At 47.2% G+C, this 13,392-nt stretch carries 10 protein-coding genes; 6 read left to right on the top strand and 4 right to left on the bottom strand.

The features are described from left to right. Positions 1-452 precede the first annotated feature (452 nt). Positions 453-2,756: a serine/threonine phosphatase gene (locus QUA56_RS27350; RefSeq protein WP_333364304.1), complete on the top strand. Its 2,304-nt coding sequence runs from the start codon at positions 453-455 to the stop codon at positions 2,754-2,756. Here QUA56_RS27350 and QUA56_RS27345 read toward each other — a convergent pair. Then, on the bottom strand, positions 2,753-3,445 hold the full coding sequence (locus QUA56_RS27345) for a PEP-CTERM sorting domain-containing protein (protein WP_333364301.1): 693 nt from the start codon (positions 3,443-3,445) through the stop codon (positions 2,753-2,755). The genes QUA56_RS27350 and QUA56_RS27345 overlap by 4 nt on opposite strands. 666 nt (positions 3,446-4,111) lie before the next feature. On the opposite strand from QUA56_RS27345, the gene QUA56_RS27340 reads away from it, so the two are divergent. Next, on the top strand, positions 4,112-5,353 hold the full coding sequence (locus QUA56_RS27340) for a protein kinase domain-containing protein (RefSeq protein ID WP_333364356.1): 1,242 nt from the start codon (positions 4,112-4,114) through the stop codon (positions 5,351-5,353). Between the two features lie 215 nt (positions 5,354-5,568). Here QUA56_RS27340 and QUA56_RS27335 read toward each other — a convergent pair whose 3' ends face one another. Continuing rightward, the gene (locus tag QUA56_RS27335) at positions 5,569-5,787 is read right to left on the bottom strand and encodes a DUF4327 family protein (RefSeq protein WP_006631282.1); all 219 of its coding nucleotides are present in this window, start codon (positions 5,785-5,787) and stop codon (positions 5,569-5,571) included. 633 nt (positions 5,788-6,420) lie between these two features. Here QUA56_RS27335 and QUA56_RS27330 point away from each other — a divergent pair. Further along, positions 6,421-7,401, top strand: a complete 981-nt coding sequence (locus QUA56_RS27330; protein ID WP_333364297.1) for an aspartate carbamoyltransferase catalytic subunit — start codon at positions 6,421-6,423, stop codon at positions 7,399-7,401. 137 nt (positions 7,402-7,538) lie between these two features. Here QUA56_RS27330 and QUA56_RS27325 read toward each other — a convergent pair whose 3' ends face one another. Next, the gene (locus QUA56_RS27325; RefSeq protein WP_333364294.1) at positions 7,539-7,931 is read right to left on the bottom strand and encodes an SH3 domain-containing protein; all 393 of its coding nucleotides are present in this window, start codon (positions 7,929-7,931) and stop codon (positions 7,539-7,541) included. Between the two features lie 636 nt (positions 7,932-8,567). Here QUA56_RS27325 and QUA56_RS27320 point away from each other — a divergent pair. From QUA56_RS27320 to QUA56_RS27310, 3 genes are all read left to right on the top strand, one after another. Continuing rightward, a complete protein-coding gene (locus tag QUA56_RS27320; RefSeq protein ID WP_333364353.1) occupies positions 8,568-9,059 on the top strand; it encodes a molybdenum cofactor biosynthesis protein MoaE in 492 nt (163 codons plus the stop codon). 107 nt (positions 9,060-9,166) lie between these two features. Then, the gene (locus tag QUA56_RS27315; RefSeq protein ID WP_333364350.1) at positions 9,167-9,826 is read left to right on the top strand and encodes a sigma-70 family RNA polymerase sigma factor; all 660 of its coding nucleotides are present in this window, start codon (positions 9,167-9,169) and stop codon (positions 9,824-9,826) included. A gap of 142 nt (positions 9,827-9,968) precedes the next feature. Then, positions 9,969-10,574, top strand: a complete 606-nt coding sequence (locus QUA56_RS27310; protein WP_333364291.1) for a zf-HC2 domain-containing protein — start codon at positions 9,969-9,971, stop codon at positions 10,572-10,574. A gap of 166 nt (positions 10,575-10,740) precedes the next feature. Here QUA56_RS27310 and QUA56_RS27305 read toward each other — a convergent pair whose 3' ends face one another. After that, a complete protein-coding gene (locus tag QUA56_RS27305) occupies positions 10,741-13,269 on the bottom strand; it encodes an NACHT domain-containing NTPase (protein ID WP_333364288.1) in 2,529 nt (842 codons plus the stop codon). Positions 13,270-13,392 lie beyond the last annotated feature (123 nt).

The raw sequence follows: 13,392 nt of genomic DNA, 5'->3' as shown, positions 1-13,392 counted from the left end.
TTGCTTAGGAACAGGCAAGATGCCTGTTCCACAAGAGATAAATTTAATTGTGGAACAGGCATCTTGCCTGTTCTTGACAACGGTGCAAGATGTGAGTTCTAACGGATACCTGCCACCATGATTAAAAACAGGCGGGATGCCAGTTCCAGTCATGAGATAACTTTTCTTGTCGGGCCCGCACTCGCTCCTGCAGGTGGGGCTGGCTTGTTCGCCTGTCAAGCGAGAGATGTTTTTGTGGATCTGGCTGAAGAGACCTATTCCCCACACGGATGCAACATCTCAGTTCTAAGAAATATCTTAGTTCTCAATTCATCCCGATAAAATAAGGCATAGGGCAATGGGAGTTATCCGTTGCGAGTCAGGCCCAAAACTCATAACTCACAACTCACAGCCCAAAACCCACAACTCCCCCACCGCCAAACTCGATCGCAAATCTCCAATTTAAAACCCCTATGCTCCTCTGTCCCCGCTGCCAATTTGAAAATCCCAATCCAAACAAGTTTTGTCAACAATGCGGAAATTCCCTAATTTACAAACCTTGCCACGAATGCGGTGCCCAAGTCGCTTTTAGCGCCGCATTATGTCAGAATTGCGGCGTCGCAACAGGTCAAGTGTGGCGGGCCATTATTTCCGGTCGATCGAATTTTCCAGCAGTCGAGCCAGACGAATCCACCCTACCCCCAGCCGAGTTTCTGCAAAAACCAGACATAGTTCCAGAAACCGCATCGCCCCAAAACACTCCTGAACCAATCGCAGACGCGATTAAAACAGAAATAACCACCCCAGCCGAACCCCGAACAGCCGTCGAACCAACTTCTCCACAGCTAAGCGACGGCGAATTCAGCAGCCGAGAAATAGACGCTGCGGCCGCCGTAGGGGCGATCGCACCAGCCTCCTTTCAAACAACCGAAAAAAGCTCTACTACAGCACCAGAGGGCGAAATAACCCCATCCGAACACAATTTTACAACCGCACCACAGCCCAAACAACAAATCCAGGAAGCAACAGAGAACCCCGACAGCCCAAACATAGCTGACATCTCCCCCCAATCTTCAGAATTCCCCGTCCCCAATTCAGAATATGTAATCCCTTCCCAGCCAGCAGGAGCTTATTTAGACACTCAGCAGCGCTACCAACTCCTAGAAACCGTGCCCCCGAGAAAACGCTCAGACACAGTAACAGTAACAGTATTGGACTGTCAGCCGCTGGAAATGTCACCCCTCAAAGCCATGCTAGCAGCCAACTCTGCCAGCGTCGCCAAACCAACCTCCCCCTACACCGCAGCAATCAAACGCGGAGAAAATTCTACCTATTCCGCCTTAGCAGAGCTTTGCCAAGGCATAGCTGAACCTTATCTGGCACTGCGGTGGCAATTCTCTCACAACCTGCCAGTCATTCACGATAGCTGGTCAGACAACGAACAGGCAGTGCTGCTGCTAGAAGACTGCTCCCAATGGCCGCTCCTGCTAGAACGGTGGAGTCAACCCGAAACTTCCACCCAGCAAATTTTATACTGGCTGCACGAAATGACAGAACTTTGGGCTGCCCTAGAACCCTGGCGCTGTCGGCAAAGCTTGTTGGAACTGACAAATTTGCGAGTCAACCCCGACTCTTCCTTTTCCTTAGCTTCTTTGCGGCTGCAATACCTCTATCCCGAACCCGCCGGCTCAAACCTGCAACTGGTAGATTTGGGGCAACTGTGGCAGGTGATATTTAGCCAGTCCGATCGCACTCAGTTTGGCGCATTGCTCGAACTGCTGCAACAAATGTACAGAGGCGAGATTAACACAATCGAAGAATTGCGATCGCGCCTAGAAACCTTTCCCCTCGAACTCCAACCCGCACCTACACCAAGCTCAACCCCGACGCGCGGGCATTACGGCAGCCCCGACGAGTCGGCCCCCGACGTTGACGAGGTTTTAACCCAGCCCATGCCGCTCCAGATTTACAGCTTGGAAGACGCAGGCCTCACCGATGTCGGCCGCACGCGCGACCACAACGAAGACTTCTTCAGCATCTGGACTCAGCTCAACAAACTCGAAAGTTCCTTCGGTCGAATCTTTCAAACCAAAGGGCTTTACATTCTCTGCGACGGCATGGGCGGACACGACAGGGGAGAAGTAGCCAGTCAACTAGCCGCTGAAACCCTCAGAGAATTTTTTCAAACCAGTTGGGAAAATCAACTACCTCCGGCAGACACCATCCGCGATGGAGTGCTGCTAGCCAACAAAGCCATCTTTGAAATCAATCAAAAGGACGGACGCTCCGGCAGCGCCCGCATGGGTACAACTCTAGTCGCAGTTTTAGTTCAAGACACCAAATTTGCTGTTGCTCACGTCGGCGACAGCCGCCTCTACCGACTGAGAAAGGGACAAACCCTAGAAAAAATCACCTCAGACCACGAAGTAGGGGAGCGCGAAATTAAGCGCGGGGTTGACCCGGAAACTGCTTATGCCCGTCCCGACGCCTATCAACTAACTCAAGCCATCGGCCCGCGAGACAGTAATTTTCTCAAGCCAGATATACAGTTTTTAGACTTGTGTGAAGATACCTTATTAATTTTGGCCTCCGACGGTCTGACAGATAATGATTTCTTGGAAACTCACTGGTCCAGCACTCTCGAACCCCTGTTCAATCCCCAAGCTCATCTCGACCTGGGAGTTGCCCAGTTGATTGAATTGGGCAACAAACACAACGGTCACGACAATATCACGGCAATTATCATTCGGGCCCAGGTAGGCGCATTTCGATTTTAGACTTTCGATGCTGCAAACCTTCTCTTGGCCGCCCCCAAGCCAGCGGCCGCCAGAGTTAAACCTGCAATTGTTGCAGGTTCGGGAACAGCCTCTGAGTTTTCAGGGGATGGTTTGACTTCTTGTGCTATCACATATCCGCCGTTTGTCGATAGTCCGTTGGATTGCCCGTAAGCTGATTGTATCCAACTCATTCTGTTTCCCTCTGTACCCGAACTATTGCCAAATATTCCCAAAGATGGCAAAGTGCGATTATTACCAAAACTCCAGTGATCTGCTAATGTAGCGATAATTCCACTGCCCGGATAAGCATTATAGACAACTCGTGTTTTGATGGGATCGAGCGGCGCCCACAGCAAAGGAGAAAGCAATTCACCCCTGCCCCCTGCTGTGGCTTGAGACAAATTCCACGACTTCCCCAATATGGTTGCAGAAAAGCTTGTGAGCGCAAACCATTGATTTGTAGCTTTTATTTCTACGGGTGGCAATAAGAAGCTAGACAAAATAGTATCTTGATAAGGAGTCGAGTCATCATAGCTGAAGGCTCCTTCGCCTACTAGAGAGTCCGCCGAATTAAAAAAACTTAAACTAAAATTAAGTGAGGCAGCCTGTGCTGATTTGACCCCAGTCAACGCCAATCCCAGAACAGTAACTGTCACAGCTACAGCAAATTTACCTAAAATCTTAGCCATTGTTAACCTCATGTTTGTATTGTCAAGTGTGAAATCGAGGGGTTTTGCTTTTCAACTCCCTAGGGTTGAGTAGCTCAACATCAAAAAACCGAATACCCAAAACCTACTTCTTAAAGAAGTCTGGACTCTCAGAGAACAAAGTTGTCTTGCGTTTAATCAGGTTGACTTACTTATCAGTAATCTTACAGATGAATACCGCCCATAAAAAATCCGAAACTCAAATGTTTACGGAATCTTTAATTAAAATTACGATATTATAAAGATTTCATAAAACTCAGGACTCCAACTAATAGGGGAATCAGCGTATCTGTTCAGGGCAAACGTATCATGTCAACAAGCGGGAATTTTACCGTGCTTGTTGCGACTATTATCGATAGCTGTAGTTGATTGAAAAGAGATTTGACTGCCGATAGCGGTGGCTATCCCTCAAAACACTACTACTATTCTCCCGGCAATTTAGATGCGTTTGCCCTGCGTATCTGTTCTTCGTTGCTTCTTGTTAAGCATGAAAAAATCCAACTTAAAACTTACAATTATTTATTAATTATTAAAGTTTAGTTATTAATATTTAAATTTTAACAATTGCTTGATGCCCCATATTCTAAACCTGTAAATTATCGATCGCCCGCCCTGCCAAATCACGGATCTCAACCACATCAATCGAAAATGCTGCTGACTCTTTTAGATCCAGAAAAACAGACCCCCCTGCAACAGTGGAGTTTCCAGAGCGAATCCATTATTCGCATCGGTCGCTCTCCAGAAAATCACGTTGTAATCCCCAATGCTCTAGTGTCGCGGCAGCATCTGGAATTGCAAAGAGTTAATAGCGGCACGTCCAGTCAGTGGTACTTAGTCAATTCCGGGACAAATGGCACTTTGGTTAACGGTATTCTCATGTCTCAGGGTTGGATATCCGACGGTGCCCTGATCCAGTTGGCGCGGGGCGGCCCAATTCTGCATTTCCAAGTTATTAATATTCAACTCGGCGGCAAAATTGAGGCGAACCCGACCGTCAATCTCGCCGCCCCGCAGTGTACCCACGCGGGAAACCCACCGGGGAATTTATTCTGCATCCACTGCGGCGAACCGATTAAAGTCGATCGCACTATCCGTCACTACCAAGTCCTGCGAACTTTGGGCCAAGGCGGTATGGGGACAACGACTTTAGCCTGGGATCGAGACAAAGCGAAAGCTCAACAACCCGGAAGTTCCCCCGCAGCTTCTCTGGTAGTCCTCAAGGAAATGAATGCTGACATGGCTCAAATAGTCAAAGCTCAAGAACTGTTTGAACGTGAAGCTAAAACTCTCAAGGCCCTCCACCATCCGGGAATTCCTCAGTTTTTTGACTTTTTTGTGGAAGGGGGCAAAAAATACTTGGTGATGGAAATGCTCCACGGCGAGGATTTAGAAAAACGCATCTACAACCGCGGGCCTGTTGCTCCCCAACCAGCAATAGAGTGGATGATCCAAACCTGTGAGATTTTGGACTACATTCACTCTCAAAAACCCCCGATCGTCCACCGGGATATTAAACCTGCTAATTTGCTGGTGCGCCACCGGGACAATGGCATTACACTGCTGGATTTTGGTGCCGTTAAAGAAATCGGCACTCCTCCGGGCACTCGCATCGGGGTTGAAGGCTACACCGCACCGGAACAAGACCGGGGACAGCCTCTCCCTCAGTCGGATTTATATGCTATTGGGCCTACTTTGATTTTTTTGCTGACGGCCCAAAGCCCTCAAAAGTTTTACGGGAAAATAGCTCGAGGTTACGGGTTTAAGCTCGAAAATATTCCGACGATCGCCCCGAAGCTGCGGGAGACCATTTTGCGAACCACGGCAGCTAAGCCTGGGGATCGCTTTCAAACTGCTCAACAATTAGCTCGAGCTTTAGCAGCTTCGCTTTAATAGAAGTCAAAAGTCATTAGTCATTGGTCATCAGTCATTAGTCAGAAGGAAAAAGTCCGCTGTCATTCGTCATTCGTCACTAGCAACAGGTAAGAGGGAAGAGGGAAGAGGGAACAAGGAAGAGGGAAGAAGTTAGCAACGGAAAATTTATTTAGACAATTTAACCGATCTGCCTCTTAATTTCTCCCATACACAAAAGTCGTGCGTCTCCTCTGTTATTCCTCGTCCCAAGCTTCTACAGCTATCAACTCGCTCACGGGGTCTTGCATAGAAAAATCAAACTCTAGGAGTTGCTGTTTCCAGTACGGCCATTCGTCGCCGTAAAGCAGAGCGATTTTCCAAATGCTGTCTGTCGGCTTGATAATGTCAGACGTGACGAGAGAATGCACCTGACGCTGGAACTTAACCATCGGCTGTATAACCTGCTGGCTCATAATACCTCTTGAATTGTTTAAATCTTGTGTAATTACCACTTCCCAGCTCACACTTTTTACCGCAGTTTCGCCAAGAACAGTCTCGCCAAGATACGTGTAGATTTTTGTCGGGAAGCTACATATTCAACTTGTATCTTAACACAGTTCGTTTTGACAAGGGCCTATAAGCAGGACTGAAGAGTCAAGACCGACTTCAAAGAATTAATCATCTTTAGACTGTCCCGCTATATGCTGTCGATCGGCAGTGGGAGGTTTGCCGCCTCGATTGTATGCACGCAAGTGGCAGATGCAAGGGCTGCGTTCGGCTTGTTTTTGACAAGGCACAGCAAAGCGAGAAACTGCAACTACTGCTCGAACGCTTGCGAAAGCCTAATTTCGGATTTGTGACCGCTCAACCACACCTGTTTCACCTTTGACGCTGGGTTCGCTGTGAGAGTGGGGTCTGAGCTACATCAACTGATTATAACTCTACTGACCGCCAAAGCGATCGAAAATTGTTGGATACTGTTGATCGCCACCCCTAAATGTCGATCGAACATTCAAAGGCGACAGCGGGCGTACAAGCAAGTTCCAAACCCATCGTCCGTCCTGATTGAGTCAATCTAAAATCTCAAATCTCAAATCTAAAATTGTATGACTTGGACAAGGCGACACATTCTCACTCTGGCTGATTTTACCTCTGACGAATACGATACGGTGCTGCAAACTGCGGCTAGTTTTCGGGAGGTGCTCGGCCGCCGCACCAAGAAAGTGCCAGCTTTGCAGGGTCAAGTGGTAGCGAATTTGTTTTTTGAACCTTCTACCCGGACTCGGAATAGTTTTGAGTTGGCGGCGAAGCGGCTGTCGGCTGACACGCTGAATTTTACGCCGGGGAGTTCTTCTCTGACGAAGGGAGAAACTATTCTGGATACGGCTAAGACTTATCTGGCGATGGGAACGGATTTGATGGTGATCCGGCACGAACAAGCTGGAGTTCCCAGCACGATTGCTTCGGAAATGGATCGTTTGGGTTCGAGAGTCAGCGTTCTCAATGCTGGAGACGGCCAGCACGAACACCCGTCGCAAGGTTTGCTAGACTTATTTACTATTTGTTCTCTGTTAGATACCGAACGTCCGCGGCTGGAACTTTTAGCGGGCAAAAAAATTGCTGTGGTGGGGGATATCTTGCATTCGCGGGTGGCTAGGTCTAATATTTGGAGTCTCACGGCTTCTGGGGCAGAGGTTCATTTGGCCGGGCCGCCGACTTTGCTGCCGCTGTTGTTTGCTGAGTGTGGCGATGGTAGGGAAGGCAAATTATTTTTGCACTGGCAGCTTGAACCTGCTTTGGCCGATGCTGATTTTGTGATGACTTTGCGGCTGCAAAAGGAACGGATGAGCGAGCATTTGCTGCCGAGCTTACGAGAGTATCATTCTTTGTACGGGATTACGCGCGATCGGCTGAAACTCTGCAACCCGGATGTGAAGGTGTTGCACCCTGGCCCGGTTAACCGCGGCGTGGAAATTAGTTCGGATTTGATGGACGATCCGCAGTTTAGCTTAATTTCTCAGCAAGTTACCAGCGGGGTAGCGGTGCGGATGGCCTTACTTTACCTGATGGGCGGCGGTAAAGTTTAGGTTGTTAGCTGTTAGTGATTAATTTCCGATATTCGATTATTTTCAGTCTCCATCGCCTCTTTACAATAATCGTTACTCGGTCTGACCGAGTAACGATTAAAACTCTTTCTAGAAATGTAAAGTGATCTAGTTAAGAATTAGGAGAGCCACGACGTTGACACCCAGCCACCGCCTTTGAGTTGGGCCCAGCCGTTTCTGTAACGACCAGTCAATGCCACATTGTCTCCAGGATATAACTTGCCGATGACATGAGAACAGCCATCGGGGCGGTGGCGGATATTCAGTCGGCCGCCGTTGGTTGCAACTTCGGCGTAGCTGTTATGGCTGCGATGGCCACAGCGTTGTTTGTAGCAACCGGCCTGCGCTTCACCGGGCACACCCAGAACAGATAGAGCTACTGCCATACCTGCAATGCCTACCCATGCAGAATTAGGAATTTTCAAGCCCAGCTCGTCTAAGGACTTGACTTGGAGTTCGGACTCTGGAGATTCATAAGCAACAAAAGAGTGGCTCAATGCTAGTGCTTCCATAGTTTCCTCGTGATTGTTGTTAACATTTGTTGGTGCAGACTCAGGTCAAAACCTCAATTAACAGCCAAAACCATAAACTTATGTGTCACAAAAGGCACAAAAGGGCGTTATGGTCTTGCTTTTACTGAGTATTAACCAATTAGCCTGAACCCTGCACAGGTATATCATGTCATTTAAGTAGCTTTTTGGAACAAAAAAATAAATAAAGTTTACATCTGCTGCTAAAGATTGGGGGGACGCGGATAAGTAGGAGGGCAGAATTAAACTTAACTGTGTCATTCAAAAGGGAAGAAAGTAATCGCTTGGGGTTTGAGATTGCTTGTACTGAGTTGCGAATGACACTACTTATCGGGTGTACTTATTTATTGAATTGCTACAGGAAGATCGGCATTGAATTCGATCGAACAAGCATCCTGCTCGTCTTCAATCACGGTCTTAATTAGGTTCGGGCGAGTTATCTTGTAGCCGATCGCACTGGTGCAGCGGTTCGGGGCGATAACCCCGATCCCTTGCCCGTGCTACGAGATTGGTCTAAAAATTAGCCTCCCTCTGTCCCCGACAAGAATGCAAGACAAATCCATCGCGACTTGATTTGTGTCAAGATCAACTAACATATCCAGCACCACTTCTTTGGCAATGAACTCCTTGGCTGCACTTTCGATCGACACAATACCTCAACGCCATGAATCAGACAGCTTCGCCATTACCATAGCGCCGCTGTCTGTAGAGGAAATATACGCTTTGGCAGATGACCCCGCGAACGGAGCCGTGGTAATGATGAGCGGTACAGTCCGCAACCAAACTGACGGTCAAGCTGTAGTTTCGCTAGAATATCAAGCCTACGAACCGATGGCCGTGCGAGTATTCCAGCAAATCGCTACTGAAATCCGCCGCCAGTGGGCCGATGTCAATCGGGTTGCCATTCACCACCGCGTCGGACGCTTGCAAGTGGGAGAAATCAGCGTACTGGTGGCTGTTGGCTGTCCCCACCGGGACTCGGCATTTGCAGCTTGCCAGTACGCCATAGATACGCTCAAACACAATGTACCGATTTGGAAAAAGGAACATTGGGCCGACGGTTCTAGCAGTTGGGTTAGTATTGGAGCGTGCGAGGTTGTCGGGCATTAGTCAATAGATTTTAGATTTGAGATTTTATATCTGAGATTGAAGAGGGGAACTTGTGACGATCGGTCAGCGTCAACAACTGTGGAATGTTCGATGAGCCAATTCCACCGATGAGCGACTTTATTTCCGTGTCCTGGTCTGCGGTTGTGGCGACCGTTCAAAGAGTGCAATTGCCAGCCGAAAAACTCTCTAATTATGACTTGGTGTTGCGTTGTCAGGAAGGAAATCGACCTGAAAGCACAGCCTTTTCAGAACTGTTGAAGCGGTATCAGTCCCACGTAGACAGGGTACTTTATCACTTGGCCCCTGACTGGCAAGACCGAGCAGACTTGGCTCAAGAAGTCTGGATTCGAGTCTACCGCAATATTAACCGCTTGCAAGAGCCTGTTAAATTTCGGGGCTGGCTGAGCCGCATCGCCACTAATTTGTTTTACGATGAGTTGCGGAAGCGCAAACGGGTGCGAACTCCGCTCTCGCTGGACGTACCCCGTACTCTGGAAGATGGCGAGGTTGATTGGGAAATTCCGGCCGACAGTCCGGGGCCTGATGAAGATTTGACGACTAGAGAATTTTACGAGCAGTTGCGGGTGGCGATCGCAGATTTGCCGTCGGTATTCCGCACGACAATTGTTTTGAGAGAAATAGAAGGTTTAGCCTATGAGGAAATAGCGGAAATGACCGGAGTTTCTCTGGGAACTGTCAAGTCGAGAATTGCTAGAGCTCGCCAAAGGTTGCAGTTGCAATTGCAAAAATATCTCGACGGTAATTAGCAAGAGTGATTTCTGACGCGGGTCAAGAAGATTTGGTGAATTTTGCTGTGACATCAAAACTTCTCTTTTAAAATATAAATAAGCAGTAAATTATCCTAATAGCGCTCCTGTGCTTCGCCAATTTGAGCAAGTGATGTGAAATATGAATTATAAATTTGAATCGGATAAAAATCAGAATCAGGAAGCTCTCGGGGATTCACTCACTGAAACTCAAGCTAACAACAATTATGCCCAGGGCAATGTAACTACTATGATGCGCGATCGCTTTGAATTGCTGAGTGCCTACCTAGACGGCGAAGTGACGGCTGCAGAACGCCGACAAGTTGAGGAGTGGCTGACAAATGACCCTGTGACGAAGGGTTTGTACTCGCGACTTCTGATGATGCAGCGGGGTTTTCAGTCAATGCCGGTGCCTGCTGCGGAACAATCTGCACAGGAGTTGGCGGCGAAGGTTTTGCAGCGGGTGGAACGCAAGCCGAAACGGGCTTGGATTTTGGGTGGAGGTGCGATCGCAGCTTTGTTGATTGCGGTGGTGTCTGGTGTCGGTGGCGGCCGCCAATTGTTTGCTCCCGAGTTTGCTCGATCGCCCGTTCCTGCTGAATCTGACGGTTTGATGGTGGCTTTGAACGAGCCTCTGGTGGAGATTGTTAATCCCAACGATTTGATGCTTGGGGTGAATGCACCCATAATGGATATTCCCAAAGTTGGTGTAGCAACCCATCAAAAGTCATTGCCAAAGGTGCAGTAGGATTTCTGTTTTGAGCATCACTGAAGTTGCTAAACTCCCTAAAAAAGGGGGATTTTGCTGTTTTCGGAGTTTTTCAAGGTGAATACATCTTTTGACAAACTCTTGGCTTTGAATGACGAATAGTGAGGCGATCGCATCTTGATATCGGAGTAGGTAGCGAGTGGAATTAGATCGGGCGATCGCACTTGTCACCGATTTTTTGCAGATTTGCGATCGGCAACAGCAATGTCTCCTCAATTTCCTGCCGCACAGCAGGAGATACATTACAACCGCTATTGAGGCAATCAACCAGCAATTTATTAGCATCATAATACTTCCTCAGCAATGACTTCTGCTGTTCGCTAAATTGCCAATCGTGACCTATATTGCGATACTTAATCATCACATTTATTAATTGCTGAGTCCAATCATGACCTTGAGCTTTCCACCACTCCCGCTCGCTTTTCCACCACTCCTGTATTCTGTTTTGATATGCTGAAGCATATAGTTGGTCTCTGAGTTGTTGCAGAGATTGCTTCAATTCAGGTTCCAGATTTAAATTGAGAGTAAAGGCGAGGATAGAGAGAAGATTGCGACCTGATGCAGCAGCATAAAGATAGGGAATATTAAGGTCAATTGCATAGACCATTGCAACGTCAAGAACAATATCAGTAGCCAAGTCAGAGTCACGTTCAGCAGCCAATTCAGAGTCACGTTCATTGTCATAATCAGAAGTAAAGTTCAACAAAAAAAGTCTAAGGGGTGGTTTAAAGGTATGGTCAATGGCATAACCAAGAATACGGATCAAACTTAGGTCAAAATTCAAGTCCGAACGAGGGTTACTAACGCGCTCTACCTCTCGACCCAGATAAAAAGCACGGATAGCTGATGGTTTATAGGGAGCCTTAATAGAAAAAGATTTATTTCTTACCCACATTAGGAACTGCTGCAACGGCTCATCATCAGCGACCAGTCCATCAACTTGCTGTTTCATTGACAGCAACGAGTCATCAGCTTTTTGCAACATCCCAACTGCTAACAATAAGACTTCTCGCCAACGCTTCTCGGTTAGGTGGATAACCAGTCTTTCCAAAGCTTTTGGATCGGAATTTTTAACTATTTCTCTAGCAGTGAAATACTCTTGGAATGTTAGATGAGAAAACGAATAAATTCCTCTTGCCCTTTCCACTAATAATCCATGTTGTGCCTCGATCGCCTTCAGGACAACCTCACTATCCATTTCTAACTGAACGCGGTCAGTTGTGCCACCGGGTAAGTTAGCTAGATAGTCGGCAATCACTTGTTGGATTTGATTTTTTTCAAAAAAGTAATCGCCCCGATCGAAAGTAATAGCTGCCACAAAAGCAAGTAAATGTTTCTTGCGGCACAAATTCAAATCGCGATAAACTTCATCCCGTTGAATGCCTCTAGTTTCATCCCATTTTCTGAGCATAATTTCCAGTCCTTCCTCGTACAACTTGGTTCTGTTGGATGGAAAGTCTGCTTTTGCTTGGAATACTAAACAAGTCAGATTCAGCAAAATTGGTGTTACTGCCAGTTCTCGGATTTGCTGATTTTGTTGCAGTTTCAGCTTCTCTACAAATTGAGATGCTAAAGCTTTCCCTGTCTCCAGATTCTGGGAAAATGCCACAAACCAATTGCGAGCAAAGGCAGCGATTTGCTTGTTATTAAAATCGGCTACCTCAACATTGGTAAATCCTTCTTCGTGAAATCTGTACTTAGAAGCGGCAATTCGACAGGTAATAATAAACTGATTGTTGTAATACTTTCCGGCAAAACGACGAATCTGTCTGACGACTGCATCGCTATCTGATTCTGGCACTTCATCTAAGCCGTCCAATAAAATCAAACCTCTGCCTTGACTGAGTGCGAATTCAGTTTGCGATCGCGCCTCAACTCCGCAACTGGCAAATTCGTCGCTGATATATTCTAATAAGTCAAGATTAGCGATTTCAGCAAAGGTTTTCAGAGGGATAAAAATCGGTATTTTGTTGGCTTCAAATTTTGCCCGATCGCACTGAATGGCAATGTGTTTCAAAAAAGTAGTTTTACCGGAACCAGGCTTGCCGAGTACCATTAATTTAGAGTGAGATTTCACTGCATCCAATCCTGGTACTCGTTTCTGGCGCACTTTGCCTAAACCCAAGCGGTTAAAGTTATCCGCATCTGGGTTGAAGTCTCTGAGTAAATCGCGAATTTCTCCCGGCTGCCAACTGGTAATTTCCTCCAAAATGTTGACTTCAACGTAGAGGTTGCTGACATCAACGGGCTGTGCAATATCCAAGAGTTGCATTTTGCTGTAAAGCTGTTGGATTTTGCTGTGGCATTTTTGCCGTATCTCTTCCACTACCGAATCAATGTCTAAATTCGATGGCTGCGGATTTTCTGGTGGAGGACGATCGACAATTTCTTCCCAATTCAACTGCAAAACCGTGCAGAAAGCCTTGAAAGCATTAGCTTTAATGGGTTCTCTTCCTCCTAAAAAACGCCTCCAAGTTGGCAGCGAGAGCCCATCGGCATAGGGCCCGGCCTCTGTCCAAGTTCGATCGGGATCTAATTTTTGACTAGCTTCTACTAGCCATCTGGGGTCTTCTATCGTCGATCCCCCTTCTCTTCTAGCTTGCCTAATTTTTACTAATCCCTCCTCAGAGGCTTTGAGGGTGAGCATTATATAATTTACTTCTCTAATTGTCAATGTCTGTTTTCGCTCAGTTTAGCGATCGCAAACTGAGTTTGTCAATATCTGAGCAATTAAGAGAAAATGATCGTGACAACAACTGCACGGCATACGGGAAAAGTCAGGCATAAGTCATGCACA

The organism is Microcoleus sp. N3A4 (assembly GCF_036701805.1).
Taxonomy (GTDB): domain Bacteria; phylum Cyanobacteriota; class Cyanobacteriia; order Cyanobacteriales; family Microcoleaceae; genus Microcoleus.
The sequence above is the reverse complement of the archived record's forward strand: the minus strand, read 5'-3'. Positions and strand labels throughout refer to the sequence as shown.